Origin of the sequence: Aeromonas sp. QDB68 (assembly GCF_027707405.1) — a bacterium.
Classification (GTDB): domain Bacteria; phylum Pseudomonadota; class Gammaproteobacteria; order Enterobacterales; family Aeromonadaceae; genus Aeromonas; species Aeromonas caviae.
In genome coordinates this window covers 14229-28880 of the sequence record NZ_JAPCIQ010000004.1, presented here as the reverse complement: position 1 = coordinate 28880, position 14652 = coordinate 14229, and the positions used below count along the sequence as shown (strand labels likewise).

The 14652-nt window shown below is 61.5% G+C and carries 15 protein-coding genes; all 15 read left to right on the top strand.

Annotated elements, in window-relative coordinates:
- Positions 1 to 42 precede the first annotated feature (42 nt).
- The 15 genes from fliL (at position 43) to PG892_RS02200 (ending at position 14624) form a co-directional block, all read left to right on the top strand.
- A complete protein-coding gene (gene fliL, locus PG892_RS02270) occupies positions 43 to 549 on the top strand; it encodes a flagellar basal body-associated protein FliL (protein WP_010673922.1) in 507 nt (168 codons plus the stop codon).
- A gap of 10 nt (positions 550 to 559) precedes the next feature.
- Positions 560 to 1633 carry a flagellar motor switch protein FliM gene (gene fliM, locus PG892_RS02265; RefSeq protein WP_010673923.1) on the top strand — a complete coding sequence of 358 codons (1074 nt, stop codon included), beginning with the start codon at positions 560 to 562 and terminating at the stop codon, positions 1631 to 1633.
- Between the two features lie 41 nt (positions 1634 to 1674).
- Positions 1675 to 2070, top strand: coding sequence for a flagellar motor switch protein FliN (fliN, locus tag PG892_RS02260; protein ID WP_010673924.1), 396 nt, complete (start codon positions 1675 to 1677; stop codon positions 2068 to 2070).
- The gene (gene fliO, locus PG892_RS02255; RefSeq protein ID WP_010673925.1) at positions 2067 to 2450 is read left to right on the top strand and encodes a flagellar biosynthetic protein FliO; all 384 of its coding nucleotides are present in this window, start codon (positions 2067 to 2069) and stop codon (positions 2448 to 2450) included. Before fliN ends, fliO begins: the two co-directional genes overlap by 4 nt.
- Entirely contained in the window at positions 2437 to 3195 is a 759-nt protein-coding gene (fliP, locus tag PG892_RS02250; protein WP_010673926.1) for a flagellar type III secretion system pore protein FliP, read from the top strand. The genes fliO and fliP overlap by 14 nt, the downstream gene beginning before the upstream one ends.
- 123 nt (positions 3196 to 3318) lie before the next feature.
- Positions 3319 to 3588 carry a flagellar biosynthesis protein FliQ gene (gene fliQ, locus PG892_RS02245; protein ID WP_010673927.1) on the top strand — a complete coding sequence of 90 codons (270 nt, stop codon included), beginning with the start codon at positions 3319 to 3321 and terminating at the stop codon, positions 3586 to 3588.
- Between the two features lie 85 nt (positions 3589 to 3673).
- Positions 3674 to 4471 carry a flagellar biosynthetic protein FliR gene (gene fliR / locus PG892_RS02240; protein ID WP_010673928.1) on the top strand — a complete coding sequence of 266 codons (798 nt, stop codon included), beginning with the start codon at positions 3674 to 3676 and terminating at the stop codon, positions 4469 to 4471.
- Positions 4472 to 4545: 74 nt separating this feature from the next.
- A complete protein-coding gene (gene flhB / locus PG892_RS02235) occupies positions 4546 to 5676 on the top strand; it encodes a flagellar biosynthesis protein FlhB (RefSeq protein ID WP_010673929.1) in 1131 nt (376 codons plus the stop codon).
- A gap of 328 nt (positions 5677 to 6004) precedes the next feature.
- Positions 6005 to 8107: a flagellar biosynthesis protein FlhA gene (gene flhA, locus PG892_RS02230; protein ID WP_010673930.1), complete on the top strand. Its 2103-nt coding sequence runs from the start codon at positions 6005 to 6007 to the stop codon at positions 8105 to 8107.
- Positions 8108 to 8123: 16 nt separating this feature from the next.
- Entirely contained in the window at positions 8124 to 9620 is a 1497-nt protein-coding gene (flhF, locus tag PG892_RS02225; protein ID WP_010673931.1) for a flagellar biosynthesis protein FlhF, read from the top strand.
- 1 nt (position 9621) lies between these two features.
- Positions 9622 to 10497 carry a MinD/ParA family protein gene (locus PG892_RS02220; protein WP_010673932.1) on the top strand — a complete coding sequence of 292 codons (876 nt, stop codon included), beginning with the start codon at positions 9622 to 9624 and terminating at the stop codon, positions 10495 to 10497.
- Positions 10490 to 11209: an RNA polymerase sigma factor FliA gene (locus PG892_RS02215; RefSeq protein ID WP_029314170.1), complete on the top strand. Its 720-nt coding sequence runs from the start codon at positions 10490 to 10492 to the stop codon at positions 11207 to 11209. The genes PG892_RS02220 and PG892_RS02215 overlap by 8 nt, the downstream gene beginning before the upstream one ends.
- A gap of 122 nt (positions 11210 to 11331) precedes the next feature.
- Positions 11332 to 11703, top strand: a complete 372-nt coding sequence (gene cheY, locus PG892_RS02210; protein ID WP_425278782.1) for a chemotaxis response regulator CheY — start codon at positions 11332 to 11334, stop codon at positions 11701 to 11703.
- 12 nt (positions 11704 to 11715) lie between these two features.
- Complete coding sequence (locus PG892_RS02205; protein ID WP_041212633.1) at positions 11716 to 12456, top strand: protein phosphatase CheZ; 741 nt, start codon at positions 11716 to 11718, stop codon at positions 12454 to 12456.
- 11 nt (positions 12457 to 12467) lie between these two features.
- Positions 12468 to 14624 (top strand): chemotaxis protein CheA, encoded by a 2157-nt coding sequence (locus tag PG892_RS02200; RefSeq protein WP_119196868.1) that lies wholly within the window; start codon positions 12468 to 12470, stop codon positions 14622 to 14624.
- The last annotated feature ends 28 nt before the right edge of the window (positions 14625 to 14652 follow it).

Sequence of the window (14652 nt, the reverse complement as noted above, 5' to 3'; positions counted from 1 at the left end):
GTTTATGATACCGAACAAGTTTGAGACTAGGGTGGACAAGGGATGGCAGACGATAACGAACTGACGCTGAAGGATCCGGCGGCAGGCAAGAAAAAGAAGCTGATCATGATAGTCGCCCTGGCCGTCGTGCTCCTTGGTGGGGGTGGCGCCGGCGCCTGGTTCATGCTCGCCGGTGGGGATGAGCCCGCTGCCGAAAAAAGCGAGGCCAAGCCGGAGGCGAACACGCCCCAGCCCTCGCTCTATGTGGGCATGCCCCGTCCCTTCGTGTTCAACGTGGCGGGAGGCCAGCGGGATCGGCTGGTGCAGATCAAGATCCAGCTGATGGTGCGCGGCACCGCCGACGAAACCCTGGCCAAACAGAACATTCCCCTGATCGAAGGCACCTTGCTGCGGGTCTTCAGCTCGGCGACCGCCGAACAGCTGATGACCTTCGAGGGCAAGGAGAAGCTGCGTCAGGATTCGCTGGAAGAGTGCCGCCGGGTGCTGAACGACCTGGTCTCTTCTCCCGTAATCGAACAAGTGCTGTTTACCGGCTTTGTCATGCAATGAAAGGTGAAGCGTGAGCGATCTGTTAAGTCAGGACGAGATTGATGCCCTGCTGCACGGCGTCGACGATGTCGAGGAGGAGGAGCTGGGAGCTGCCGGGGATCCCGGTATCGCCCAGTTCGACTTCTCCTCCCAGGACCGCATCGTCCGCGGCCGCATGCCGACCCTGGAGCTGGTGAACGAACGGTTTGCCCGCCACATGCGCATCAGCCTGTTCAACATGATGCGGCGCACCGCCGAGGTCTCCATCAACGGCGTGCAGATGCTCAAGTTTGGCGAATATGTCCACACCCTGTTCGTGCCCACCAGCCTGAACATGGTGCGTTTCCGCCCCCTCAAGGGGACGGCGCTCATCACCATGGAGGCGCGGCTCGTCTTCATCCTGGTGGAGAACTTCTTTGGCGGTGATGGCCGCTACCACGCCAAGATCGAGGGGCGGGAATTCACCCCCACCGAGCGGCGCATCATCCAGATGCTGCTCAAGCTGGTGTTCGAGGACTACAAAGATGCCTGGGCGCCGGTGATGGACGTGGGCTTTGAATACCTCGACTCCGAAGTGAACCCGGCCATGGCGAACATCGTCAGCCCCACCGAGGTGATCGTGGTGAGCTCCTTCCACATCGAGCTGGACGGCGGTGGCGGCGACTTCCACGTGGCCATGCCCTACTCCATGCTGGAACCCATCCGCGAACTGCTGGATGCGGGGGTGCAGAGCGACAAGGGGGATACCGACGTGCGCTGGAGCAAGGCCCTGCGCGACGAGATCATGGACGTCAAGGTGGAGCTCAAGGCCAAGCTGCTGGAGACCGAGCTCTCCTTGCGTGAGCTGATGGAGCTCAGACCCGGGGACATCATCCCGGTGGAGATGCCGGAGAACCTGCTGGTCTTTGTGGAGGATCTGCCCACCTTCCACGCCAAGATGGGGCGCACCAAGGAGAACGTGGCGCTCAAGATCACCGACAAAATCAAGCGCCCTGACGGGGTCAAGACAGAGATGCATCTGGTGACCCGCGGGGGCGTGCGCATTGATGGCGAAGCCGAGCTGGAAGAGCTTGAGCGAAGCATCTCTGACAAACACCCTGATTGATCCTCCCCCCGGGGAGGTGTTGCAACACTGAGGAATTGAAGATGAGCGGAACCGATGACGAGCAGGATTTGATGGCTGACGCCTGGGCGGCCGCACTGGAGGAGCAGGTCACGGCCGAAGCCAAGCCTGCCCCCCTGGAGGAGTTGAAGGACGAAGCCCCCATCAGCGCCGAAGAGCGGCGCAAGCTGGACACCATTCTGGACATCCCGGTGACCATCGCCATGGAAGTGGGCCGCAGCCAGATCAGCATTCGCAACCTGCTGCAACTGAACCAGGGCTCGGTGGTGGAGCTGGATCGGGTGGCGGGTGAGCCCCTGGACGTGCTGGTCAACGGTACCCTGATCGCCCACGGCGAGGTGGTGGTGGTGAACGACAAGTTCGGTATCCGCCTTACCGACGTCATCAGCCAGATTGAAAGGATCAAGAAGCTCAAATGATCCGTGTGCTCCCGTTGTGGCTGTTTTCCCTGCCAGCCCTGGCCAACCCGGGGGTAGGGGCGAATCCCCCCAGCCTCACCTCCTGGCTGCTCTCCAGCCTGATGGTGATCGGCCTCATTCTGGTGCTGGGCTTCCTGCTCAAGAAGAGCAAGCTTTCCCAGGTGATGGGAGGGGGCCAGATGAAGGTCATCGCCACCCTGCCCCTTGGCTACAAGGAGAAGCTGATGGTGGTCAAGGTGGGCGGCCAGCAGCTGCTGGTCGGGGTGACGCCGCAGCAGGTCAACTTCCTCTATCGCCTGGAGGAGCCGCTGGACGAGAGCCAGCCCCAGGCGTTCTCCGAGCAACTGGGCAAACTGATGGGCAAGCATGAAAAACGTTAACTGGACCCGGTGGCTGGCACTGCTCTCCCTGGTGCTCTCGCCCCTGGCGATGGCCCAGGACGGCATGTCGGCACTCACCGTCAAGACCATGGCGGATGGCAGTCAGGAGTACAGTCTGACCCTGCAGGTGCTGGCGCTGATGACCGCGCTCTCCTTCCTGCCGGCCATGGTGATCATGATGACCTCCTTCACCCGGATCATCGTGGTGCTCGGCATCCTGCGCCAGGCCATCGGTCTGCAGCAGAGCCCCTCCAACCAGGTGCTGATCGGCATCGCCCTCTTCATGTCGTTTTTCATCATGTCGCCGGTGCTGGATCGCATCAACAACGAGGCGTTGCAGCCCTATCTGGCCGAGACCATCGGGGCCAAGGAGGCCCTGGAGAAGGCGGAGCTGCCCATTCACCAGTTCATGCTGGCCCAGACCCGGGTCAAGGATCTCAATACTTTCATGGAGATAGCGAACGTGCAGGTAGCCGAGCCTGCGGACGTGCCGCTGCGGGTGCTGATCCCGGCCTTTGTCACCAGCGAGCTCAAGACCGCCTTCCAGATAGGCTTCATGCTGTTTCTGCCCTTCCTGGTCATCGATCTGGTGGTCGCCAGTATCCTGATGGCCATGGGGATGATGATGCTCTCCCCCATGCTGGTCTCCCTGCCGTTCAAGCTGATGCTGTTCGTCATGGTGGATGGCTGGAACCTTATTCTGGGCTCCCTGGCCACCAGCTTCGGGCTGGGCTCGGGTGGTTAGGGGAGGGCAGACCCTCCCCCTGGCTCTCCCCTTCACTCGGGGAGGGCGCGAGGCCTCTCTTTCTCTCGAAGGAGGAGGCCGGGAGGATGCGGCCTTGGGCAAACCCATCACAAGGAGCGAGCAATGAGTCCTGAAACCTTCGTCGACGTCTTTCGCGAGGCGCTTTGGCTGGTGACCATCATGGTGTGCGCCGTGATCCTGCCGAGCCTGATGGTGGGGTTGGTGGTCGCCATCTTCCAGGCCGCCACCTCCATCAACGAACAGACTTTGAGCTTCCTGCCCCGTCTGGTGGTCACCCTGCTGGCCCTGGGGGCGGGGGCTCACTGGGGATTGCAGAGTCTGATGGACTTCTTCCAGCTGATGGTGAGCCAGATCCCCGAGGTGGTGGGCTGATGCCAGCCAAGGGCCACCCTTTCGCTCTGGCAGACCGGTGCCTGCGTCCTCCCGTTGGCCTGCCCCTGCCGGGAGTGTTGCTGTCATGACCTACACCACGGCGCTCATCATGGAGTGGCTCTCCTCCATCCTCTGGCCCCTGGCCCGGGTGAGCAGTCTCCTGATGGTGATGGCGGTCTTTGGCAGCCGGCTCGCCCCTGCCCATATCCGCATCGGCCTGGCGCTGGCGATCACCCTCATCATCGCCCCCCTGCTGCCCCCCATGCCGAAGATCGAGCTCTTCTCCCTCGGCAGCTTCCTGGTGCTGGGGCAGCAACTGCTCATCGGCATCGCGCTCGGCCTCATGACCCAGTTCCTGCTGGAGACCTTCGTGATGGCGGGTCAGGTCATCGCCATGCAGACCAGCCTGGGCTTTGCCACCCTGGTGGACCCCATGAACGGCCAGTCGGCTCCCGTGGTGGGCCAGTTCTACCTGATGCTGGCGACCCTGGTGTTTCTCGCGGTGGACGGCCACCTGCTGATGCTGCGCATGGTGGTGCTGAGTTTCGAAACCCTGCCGGTATCTGACAGCGGGCTCACCCTGCCTGCCATCCGCAGCCTGGTGAGCTTTCTCGGGGTCATGTATCAGGCTTCTCTGGTGATGGCGCTCTCGGCCATCATCGCCCTGCTGCTGATCAACTTCGCGTTCGGGGTGATGACCCGTGCGGCCCCCCAGCTCAACATCTTCAGCATCGGCTTTGCGGTGAGCATGATGTCGGGCCTGTTCATCCTCTGGCTCACCATCGGTGGCTTCATGGGGCACTTCGACGCGCTCTGGGAGCGGGTGCAGGAGACCAGCTGCGAGCTCATCAACGTCCAGTGCTTCGGGGGCCAGCATGACTGAGGCCCTCCCGGTTGCGGCCCTTTTGACGCCACTCTGGCGGGCCGCCAGTCGGCTGATGCCGGCAGGAGGCCAGCATGGCTGATACCGATCAGGAACGCACAGAGCAACCCACGGGCAAACGACTGCAACAGGCCCGGGAAAAAGGGCAGATTGCACGTTCCAAGGAGCTGGGTACCGCCAGCGTCCTGCTGGCGACCGTGTTCGGCCTCCTGATGATCAAGGAGAGTCTGGCAGGGGCCATGATCAAGGTGCTCACCATGGGCTTTACCCTGGACCGGGACCAGGCGTTCGACCCCAATGCCATGGGGGCCATGGTGCCCGCCCTGCTGGGGGAGCTGATCCAGCCTCTGGGGCTGCTGTTCATGCTGGTGATCATCGCCGCCTTCGTCGGCAACACCCTGCTCGGCGGGATGAACTTCTCCTCCGAGGCCATGCTGCCCAAGTGGAGCAAGCTGAGCCCCCTGAGCGGCATCAAAAGGATGTTCGGGGTGCAATCCCTGGTGGAACTTGTCAAATCCATCGCGAAAGTGGTGTTTATCAGTCTGTTCGCCTGGTGGATGCTATCAAGCCAGTTCAACCATCTGCTGAATCTCTCTCTCGAGGGCTTTCCCGGCGGCATCGTCGATGCCCTGGACCTGCTGCTCTGGATGCTGATCATCCTCTGCTGCGCCCTGATCCCCATTGTCGCCATCGATGTGCCGTTCCAGAGCTGGAACCACAATCGCCAGCTGAAGATGACCAAGCAGGAGATCAAGGACGAGTTCAAGGACAGCGAAGGCAAGCCCGAGGTCAAGGGGCGGATACGCCAGTTGCAGATGCAGATGGCCATGCGCCGCATGATGGGGGATGTCCCCAAGGCCGATGTGATCATCACCAACCCGACCCACTACTCGGTGGCGCTCAAATACGATGCGGGCAAGCCGGGGGCGGCGCCCAAGGTACTGGCCAAGGGGGTCGACGAGGTGGCGATGAAGATCCGGGAGATCGGGCGCGAATACGACATCCCCGTCATGTCCTCCCCGCCGCTCACCCGGGCCCTTTACCACGCCACCGAGATTGGCCAGGAGATCCCGGAGGGGCTCTTCGCCGCCGTCGCCCAGGTGCTGGCCTATGTCTATCAGCTCAAGAAGTTCCGCCGTGGTCGCGGCCGGCGCCCGACCCCCATCGCCACGGATCTGCCCATTCCCCCCGAGTTTCGCAAATAACGCAGGGGTGGCAGCCTGATCCCGGGTTCTCTCCCTTGTGCCCCCGCGTTTCGCAAATAAAGCGGTGGGATGGCCCCACCATCCGGTCTCTCCCTGTGTCGCAAACAAGGCCGCAATCTCCCTGTCGAGGCGCGTCGCCTCGCCCCATGGCCTGGGCTGGCCTTTGGCCTGCTTGGTGAAGGCAGCTTCCCCCCTGTCACCATTCCCCGTGACGCCAACGACGGACTTCTGACAGCGTTAAAATAAAAACCATATAAATCAATGCATTGAATCCTTGGCTTGATATTTGCTTTAATCCGCTATTGGCAGTTTATCATTGAGATGCACGATGGGATTCAAAGCGGGACTGGGCCGTTTCAAAGAGTACAAGTGGCTGCTCAGCAGAGGGGTAGGGACGCCGCTGCTGGTATTGGCCTCTCTGGGGATGGTGGTACTCCCCATTCCGCCCCTGATGCTGGATATCCTCTTCTCCTTCAATATCGCCCTCTCCATCGTGGTGCTGCTGGTGGCGGTCTATACCCGCCGCCCCCTGGAATTTGCCGCCTTCCCCACCGTCTTGCTGATCGCCACCCTGCTGCGGCTCGCCCTCAACGTTGCCTCCACCCGGGTGGTGTTGCTGGAAGGCCACAACGGCAGCGCGGCGGCAGGCCATGTGATCGAGGCGTTCGGCAACGTGGTGATCGGCGGCAACTATGCCGTGGGCATCATCGTCTTCATGATCCTGGTGATCATCAACTTCGTGGTGGTCACCAAGGGTGCGGGCCGGATCTCCGAGGTGAGCGCCCGCTTCACCCTTGACGCCATGCCCGGCAAGCAGATGGCCATCGATGCGGACCTGAACGCCGGTCTCATCAACCAGGAAGAGGCCAAGAAGCGCCGTCAGGACGTGACTCAGGAAGCGGACTTCTACGGCTCCATGGACGGTGCCTCCAAATTCGTGAAGGGGGATGCCATCGCCGGCATCATGATCCTCTTCATCAACATCATCGGCGGCTTCATCATCGGCATGATGCAGCACCAGCTCACCTTCGGCGAAGCGGCCCAGGTCTATACCCTGCTCGCCATCGGTGACGGTCTGGTCGCCCAGATCCCCTCGCTCCTGCTCTCCATTGCCGCGGCCATCATCGTTACCCGTCAGAATACCGACCAGGACATGGGGACAGCGGTACTCGGCCAACTGTTCGAAAATCCCAAGGCGCTGGTGATCTCCGCCGGCATCCTGCTGATGATGGGCAGCGTACCCGGCATGCCGCACCTGGCTTTCCTGAGCTTGGGGGCGGTGGCGGCGGCGGGCGCCTGGTGGCTGCTGCGCCGCGAGAAGCAGAACAAGGCGAAGGCGGCGAGCGGCGAACTCATGCCGGCCCAGGGGGATGCCCCGGTGGAGCAGAAGGATCTCAGCTGGGACGACGTCATGCCGGTGGACATCATCGGCCTGGAGGTGGGTTATCAGCTGATACCTCTGGTGGACAAGAATCAGGGGGGCGAGCTGCTCAACCGGATCAAGGGGGTGCGCAAGAAGCTCTCCCAGGAGCTGGGCTTTCTGGTGCCTGCCGTCCACATTCGCGACAACCTGGATCTTGCACCCAACCAGTACCGCATCACCCTGATGGGCGTGAGCACGGGGGAAGCCACCGTCTATCACGACAAGGAGATGGCCATCAACCCGGGGCAGGTGTTCGGCCAGATCCACGGTATCGCTACCCAGGACCCGGCGTTCGGGCTGGAGGCGGTCTGGGTCGCCAAGGAGCAGGTCTCCCAGGCCCAGACCCTTGGCTACACCGTGGTCGATGCGGCCACCGTGGTGGCTACCCACCTGAGCCAGATCCTCTCCAACCATGCGGCGCTGCTGCTGGGTCATGACGAGGTGCAACAACTGCTCGACATGATAGGGAAGCATCAGAGCAAGCTGGTGGAAGGACTGGTTCCCGAGGTGATCAGCATGGGCAACCTGGTGAAGGTATTGCAGAATTTGCTCAATGAAGGCGTGCCAATTCGCGATATGCGCACTATCCTGCAGACCCTCGTGGAATATGCGCCCCGCAGCCCGGACCCGGAAGTGCTGACCGCAGCCTGCCGGATCGCCCTGCGCAGATTGATTGTGCAGGAGATTGCCGGCCCCGAGCCCGAGCTGCCGGTGATCACCTTGTCACCAGAACTGGAACGTATATTGCATCAATCCCTGCAAGCAGGTGGGGGAGATGGCGCCGGTATCGAACCGGGACTGGCGGAGCGGATGCAACGCTCCCTGGTGGAAGCCACTCAACGACAAGAACTGGAAGGCCAGCCGGCCGTGCTTCTGACATCGGGGATATTGCGCAATACCCTGGCGAAATTTGTCAAGAATGCCATTCCTGGATTACGCGTGCTGTCCTATCAGGAAGTGCCTGACGACAAGCAGATCCGCATCGTCAGTGCGGTGGGACAGGGCTAGTTAGCGGAGATGACGGGTGAAGATTAAGCGGTTTTTTGCCAAAGACATGCGCACGGCGCTGGCCGAGGTCAAGGAGACTCTCGGACCCGATGCCGTCATCATGTCCAACAAAAAGGTCACCGGTGGGGTGGAGATAGTCGCGGCCGTCGATTATCAATCCCAGGTACCGGGGCCCAAAGACGCGCCGGTTCGCCGTCAGTTGAATGAAGAGAGCGTCAATATCTCGTCTGCGGGCAAGCAGATGACGAGGTCGGCGCCACCCAAGGAACAGAACGAATACTACGCCGATACCCTGGCGGCCCTGCTGGCACGCCAGCAGAAGCTCAATCCGGCCAACCCGGCGGGTGGCAATGGCGCCCCGGGATCATGGTCTGGCAACGGAGGCAACGGTCAGCCAGCTTCGGCCTCCTGGCCCGCCAATGGCGCTGCCGGCACCCAGTCCGCCGGACTGGCGGGCGCGGCCAGTGCTCCCAGAACCCTGGCCGAACAGGGCCAGTGGGGCGCCGCTCCCGAACCCGCCAAGCCCAAGGCCCGTCCTGCCGCCGCCCCGCGCCAGACCCAGTCAGCCCAGCGGGATCAGGAGATGGAGGGGATGCGCAAGGAGATGGCCAGCATCCGCAAGCTGCTGGAGCACCAGATCTCCGGCCTGATGTGGCAGGAGGTGGAGCGCCGCGAACCCATGCGCGCCCTGCTCATCAAGGAACTCAAGAAGATGGGGTTCGACGATGCCTTCGCCGATCAACTGGCGGGCCTCATCCCCGAAGACATGCCGATCCATCAGGCCATGGCCCAACTGGCCGAGGTGCTGACGGCCCAGCTCAAGATCAGCGAGGACGAGATCCTGCGTCAGGGAGGGGCGGTGGCCCTGCTCGGACCGACCGGGGTGGGCAAGACCACCACCATCGCCAAGCTGGCGGCCCGCTTTGCCATGAAGTATGGCGCCGAGCAGGTGGCGCTCATTACCACGGACAACTACCGGATCGGGGCCCACGAACAGTTGCAGACCTATGGTCGCATCATGGGTTGCCCGGTGCGTCAGGTGCGGGACGCCGAAGAGCTGGCCAGTGCCCTCTATCAGTTCCGCCATCGCCGGCTGGTGCTCATCGACACCGCCGGGGTGGGTCAGCGGGATATCCGCCTGACCGAACAGCTCGACACCCTGGTGAAGAATGCCAAGGTGCGCATCCGCAGTTATCTGGTCATGTCGGCCACCTCCCAGCGACGGGTGATGCAGGAGGCGGTGGATCACTTCCGGCGCATTCCGCTCTCCGGCTGCATTCTGACCAAGCTCGACGAGAGCCTGAATCTGGGTGAAGTGATCAACGTGTGCATTCAAAACGCCCTGCCCATCAGTTATATCACCGACGGGCAACGGGTGCCGGAAGATATTCAAGTTGCCAACGCGGCGCTGCTGGTCGGTGCCGCCATGGGGTCGCTGGAACGGGAAGCAGAAGATCCCTATTTCTGGGGATCGGGTTTTGGCGAATCCGAAGATTCGGAGTTTTATGAGTAACATGTATATGGATCAGGCGAGTGGTCTGCGCAAAATGCGTCAAAACAATCGAGTGAAAGTGATCGCCGTGTCCGGAGGCAAGGGGGGCGTCGGCAAGACCAACGTGACCCTGAACGTGGCGGGAGCCATGGCCGCCCAGGGCAAGCGGGTGTTGGTGCTGGACGCCGACCTTGGTCTGGCCAACGTCGACGTCATGCTGGGGCTGAGGGTGCATCGCAACCTCTCCCATGTGCTGGCGGGGGAATGCACCCTGGACGACATCATCGTCGAGGGGCCCTACGGCATGATGATAGTGCCAGCCACCTCGGGCACTCAGTCCATGGTCGAGCTCTCCCCGGTACAACATGCCGAGCTCATCCGCGCCTTCAGCGAGATGAAGACCCAGGTGGACGTGTTGCTGGTGGACACGGCGGCGGGGATCTCCGACATGGTGCTGAGTTTCACCCGTGCCGCCCAGGACATCATGGTGGTGGTGTGCGATGAACCCACCTCCATCACGGATGCCTACGCGCTCATCAAGATCCTCTCCAAGGATCACGGTGTATTCCGCTTCAAGGTGGTGGCCAACATGGTCCGCTCTCTGCGCGAGGGGCAGGAGCTGTTCGCCAAGCTGACCCGGGTCACCGACCGCTTCCTGGATACCTCCCTGGAGCTGGTGGCCTGCGTGCCTTACGACACCAACCTGCGGGCCGCGGTGCGCAAGCAGAAACTGATAGTTGAGGCGTTTCCAAAATCCCCTGCCGCCCTGGCATTTCGTGCCCTGGCGAACAAGGCGGCGAGCTGGCCCATCCCGAATCAGCCGGGCGGCCACCTCGAATTTTTCCTGGAAAACTTGTTGCAAAAGCCGGTCATAACACAGGAAGACTCCCGTGAATAAAGCCCAAGCATACTTGCGTCATCAGGATTCCTACGTGCTGGTCGAGCGACACGCTCCGCTGGTCAAGCGGATTGCCCAGCATTTATTGGCTCGCCTGCCAAGCAGTGTCTTGCTGGATGACCTGATCCAGGCAGGTATGATTGGGCTGCTCGAAGCTTCCCGCAACTTTGACGGCAGCAAGGGCGCCAGCTTTGAAACCTATGCCGGCATCCGCATCCGTGGTGCCATGCTCGACGAGATCCGCCGTGGGGACTGGGTGCCCCGCTCGGTGCACCGCAACAGCCGTGCCATCGCTGAAGCGATCGAGAACGTGGAGCAGGCCCATGGCCGGGATGCCAGAGACACCGAGGTGGCCGCCAATATGGGGGTGTCCCTCGGGGAGTACCATGCCATGCTGCAGGATGTTTCATGCGGCAAGATCATCGGCATCGAGGATCTGGGCGTCAGCGAAGATGTCATCGGTCATCCCGATGAAGGCAACGGTCAGGGAGGATTCGACGATCTGGCGGCTGAACGCTTCCAGGGCGCCCTGGCGGAGCACATCGCCCGCCTGCCGGAGCGGGAGGCGCTGGTGCTGTCCCTTTATTACGATGAAGAGTTGAATCTGCGCGAGATCGGTGAAGTATTGAGTGTGAGTGAGTCTCGCGTGAGCCAGATTCATAGTCAGGCCATGCACAGGCTGCGCGCCCGTTTGCGAGATTGGAATTTATAAGTGGTTGTACTGGCTACACTGGAGCACAACTCTAAGGCATAATCCGCACCATAAAACCTGCGATCTGCATCATGTAAGTGAGCCGTCTTGGCGGCTATTTAGGAGGAACTTTGGACAAGAACATGAAAATCCTCATCGTCGATGACTTTTCAACGATGCGCCGGATTATCAAGAACTTGCTGCGTGACCTGGGATACAACAATACCCATGAAGCAGACGATGGCAACACGGCGTTGCCGATGCTGAAAAATGGCGACTTCCAGTTCGTGGTCACCGACTGGAACATGCCCGGCATGCAGGGCATCGACCTGCTCAAGGCGATTCGCCTCGACGACAAGCTCAAGCACCTGCCGGTTCTGATGGTCACTGCCGAAGCCAAACGCGAGCAGATCATCGAAGCCGCCCAGGCCGGGGTCAATGGCTATATCGTCAAGCCGTTCACCGCTGCCACCCTCAAAGAGAAGCTCGACAAAATCTTTGAACGTATCGGCTAAGGAGCGGCAGGGATGAAGGCCAAAACGAGTGCCATGATCTCGCTTGACCAGGCAAGGATGCTGGTTGCCCACCTGGAGCGGGAAGAGTTTGAACAGGCCGATACCATCCTCGCCGATGTGTGCGCCCCCAATGCGGCGGCCCTGTTTGACAAGGTGGGGCAGCTGACCCGCCAATTGCATAACTCATTGCAGGATTTTCGCCTGGATCCCAGGATCCCCGACCTGGCCACCCATGAGATCCCGGATGCCCGGGAGCGTCTGAGCTATGTCATCGACATGACGGACAAGGCGGCCAATCGCACCATGGATGCGGTCGAGGCAAGCCTTCCCATCGCCGATCGACTCAACGACAACATTCAGCTGGTCATGCCCAACTGGAATGCCCTGATGAGCCGGGATCTCGAGCTGGGTCAATTCAAGGCGCTGTGCCATCAACTGAATGATTTTATTAAGGCTTCTGAGACGGATGCCGATAAGTTACGACAACTGCTGACGGAAATTCTGATGGCTCAGGATTTCCAGGACCTGACCGGTCAGATGATCCGCAAGGTGATCAAGCTGGTGCAGGAAGTTGAAACGAAGTTGATAGAGATGCTGACCATGTTCGGTGAGGGCGTTAGCGACAATTCGGCACGTAGCCTGCCTGTGAGCGGCATCGAGGCGGAAGGCCCCATCATGAACCCGCAGACCCGCTCAGATGTGGTCAATGGTCAAGATGATGTGGACGATCTGCTGTCTAGCCTGGGATTCTAATGGAGTGACGCATGGCCTTCGAAGTTGATGAAGACATACTGCAAGACTTTTTGGTCGAAGCATCAGAAATATTGGAACAGTTGTCTGAACAACTGGTCGACTTGGAAAAGCGGCCCGATGACAAGAACCTGTTGAACGCCATCTTCCGCGGCTTCCACACCGTCAAGGGGGGAGCGGGCTTCCTCTCCCTCACCGAACTGGTGGATGTCTGTCACGGTGCCGAGAACCTGTTCGACATGCTGCGCAACGGCAAGCGGGCCCTCAGTGCCGAGCTGATGGATGTCATCTTGCAGGCGCTGGATGCCATCAACGTCATGTTTGCCCAGGTCCAGAACCGCGAAGAGATAAGCCCCGCTTCTCCCGATCTGCTGCACGATCTGCACGAGCTGTGCAAGCCGGAAGGGCAGGAGCAGCTGCGTACCGCCAGCGTGGCGGCCCAGCCAGCACCCGAGCCTGAGCCCGAACCCGCACCAGAACCCGAGGTCATCGCCGAGGTGGCGCCTGTCGCCGTCAATGGCGGTGGCTCCATCGACGAGATCTCCGCCGACGAATTTGAACGCCTGCTCGATGAGCTGCACGGTGTCGGCAAAGCGCCGACGGTCTCTGCCGCCCCCGTGCTGAGCGGGTCAGGTGACATCACAGACGACGAATTCGAAGCCCTGCTCGACCAGCTCCATGGTCAGGGCCAGCACGGTGGTGCCCCCGATCTGGCCCCCCTGCAGTCGGTCCAGAAAGAGGTGGACGAGCTCATCGACGACGATGAGTTCGAGCGCCTGCTGGATGAACTGCACGGCCGTGGCCAGGCGCCCCAGCACAGTCTGGCACCTGCTCCTGCGCCCGAACCCGAACCCAAGGCCCCGGCACCCGCTGCCCCCGCAGCCCCGGTGACGCCGCCCAAGGCGCCAGTGGCCGCCAAACCTGCGCCGGCAGAGCCCACAGCGCCAGCCAGGGCCGCCCCTGCCAAGCAGGCCGCTCCCGCCGAGAGCAGCGCGGTACAGAGCGATACCACTGTGCGGGTGGATACCAAGACCCTGGACGTCATCATGAACATGGTGGGCGAACTGGTGCTGGTGAGAAACCGCCTGGTGAGCCTCGGCATCGCCAGCAATGACGAAGAGATGTCCAAGGCTGTCGCGAACCTCGACGTCGTGACCGCCGATCTGCAGGGCGCGGTCATGAAGACCCGCATGCAGCCTATCAAGAAAGTATTCGGCCGCTTCCCGCGCGTGGTGCGCGATCTGGCTCGTACCCTCAAGAAGGAGATCGAGCTGGTGATGGTGGGTGAGGACACGGATCTGGACAAGAACCTGGTGGAGGCCCTGGCCGACCCCCTGGTTCACCTGGTGCGCAACTCCTGCGACCATGGCGTCGAGATGCCGGACGTGCGCGAGAAAGCGGGCAAGCCCCGTCAGGGCACCATCACCCTGAGCGCTTCCCAGCAAGGGGACCACATTCTGCTCTGCATCGAGGATGACGGCGCAGGGATGGACCCGGAGAAGCTCAAGTCCATCGCCATCAGCCGTGGCGTGCTCGATGCTGACAGCGCGGCGCGCATGAGCGACAACGATGCCTACAACCTGATCTTCGCCCCCGGCTTCTCCACCAAGTCGGAGATCTCCGACATCTCCGGCCGTGGAGTGGGCATGGACGTGGTGAAGACCAGCATTGTCAGCCTCAATGGCTCGGTACACATCGATTCCACCTGGGGCAAGGGCACCCGTCTCGAGATCAAGGTTCCCCTGACCCTGGCCATTCTGCCGACCCTGATGGTGGAGGTGGGTCAGCAGACCTTCGCCTTGCCCCTCGGTTGCGTGAATGAAATTTTCCACCTGGATCTGAAAAAGGCCAACGTGGTGGATGGCCAGCTCACCATCATCGTCCGTGACAAGGCGATTCCGCTGTTCTACCTGCACAAGTGGCTGGTACGCGGTGTCGGCAAGACGGCCCGCCAGGACCAGGGGCACGTGGTCATCGTCCAGATAGGGACCCAGCAGGTGGGCTTCGTGGTAGACAACCTCATCGGTCAGGAAGAGGTGGTGATAAAGCCCCTGGACAACCTGCTGCAAGGTACCCCCGGCATGGCCGGCGCCACGATTACCAGCGACGGCGGCATCGCCCTCATTCTGGATGTGCCCAGCCTGCTCAAGGCCTATGCCCGTCGCCACTGAGCGCCAGGCTCAAGGAGTTAAAAGAATA

Bases quoted from the DNA above. Each gene is read 5' to 3' on its own strand.
- PG892_RS02220 (WP_010673932.1), top strand. From the start codon at position 9,622: ATGTATATGGATCAGGCGAGTGGTCTGCGCAAAATGCGTCAAAACAAT.
- fliP (WP_010673926.1), top strand. From the start codon at position 2,437: ATGAAAAACGTTAACTGGACCCGGTGGCTGGCACTGCTCTCCCTGGTG.
- PG892_RS02200 (WP_119196868.1), top strand. From the start codon at position 12,468: ATGGCCTTCGAAGTTGATGAAGACATACTGCAAGACTTTTTGGTCGAA.
- PG892_RS02205 (WP_041212633.1), top strand. From the start codon at position 11,716: ATGAAGGCCAAAACGAGTGCCATGATCTCGCTTGACCAGGCAAGGATG.
- cheY (WP_425278782.1), top strand. From the start codon at position 11,332: ATGAAAATCCTCATCGTCGATGACTTTTCAACGATGCGCCGGATTATC.
- fliQ (WP_010673927.1), top strand. From the start codon at position 3,319: ATGAGTCCTGAAACCTTCGTCGACGTCTTTCGCGAGGCGCTTTGGCTG.
- fliL (WP_010673922.1), top strand. From the start codon at position 43: ATGGCAGACGATAACGAACTGACGCTGAAGGATCCGGCGGCAGGCAAG.
- flhA (WP_010673930.1), top strand. From the start codon at position 6,005: ATGGGATTCAAAGCGGGACTGGGCCGTTTCAAAGAGTACAAGTGGCTG.
- flhB (WP_010673929.1), top strand. From the start codon at position 4,546: ATGGCTGATACCGATCAGGAACGCACAGAGCAACCCACGGGCAAACGA.
- fliR (WP_010673928.1), top strand. From the start codon at position 3,674: ATGACCTACACCACGGCGCTCATCATGGAGTGGCTCTCCTCCATCCTC.
- fliN (WP_010673924.1), top strand. From the start codon at position 1,675: ATGAGCGGAACCGATGACGAGCAGGATTTGATGGCTGACGCCTGGGCG.
- fliO (WP_010673925.1), top strand. From the start codon at position 2,067: ATGATCCGTGTGCTCCCGTTGTGGCTGTTTTCCCTGCCAGCCCTGGCC.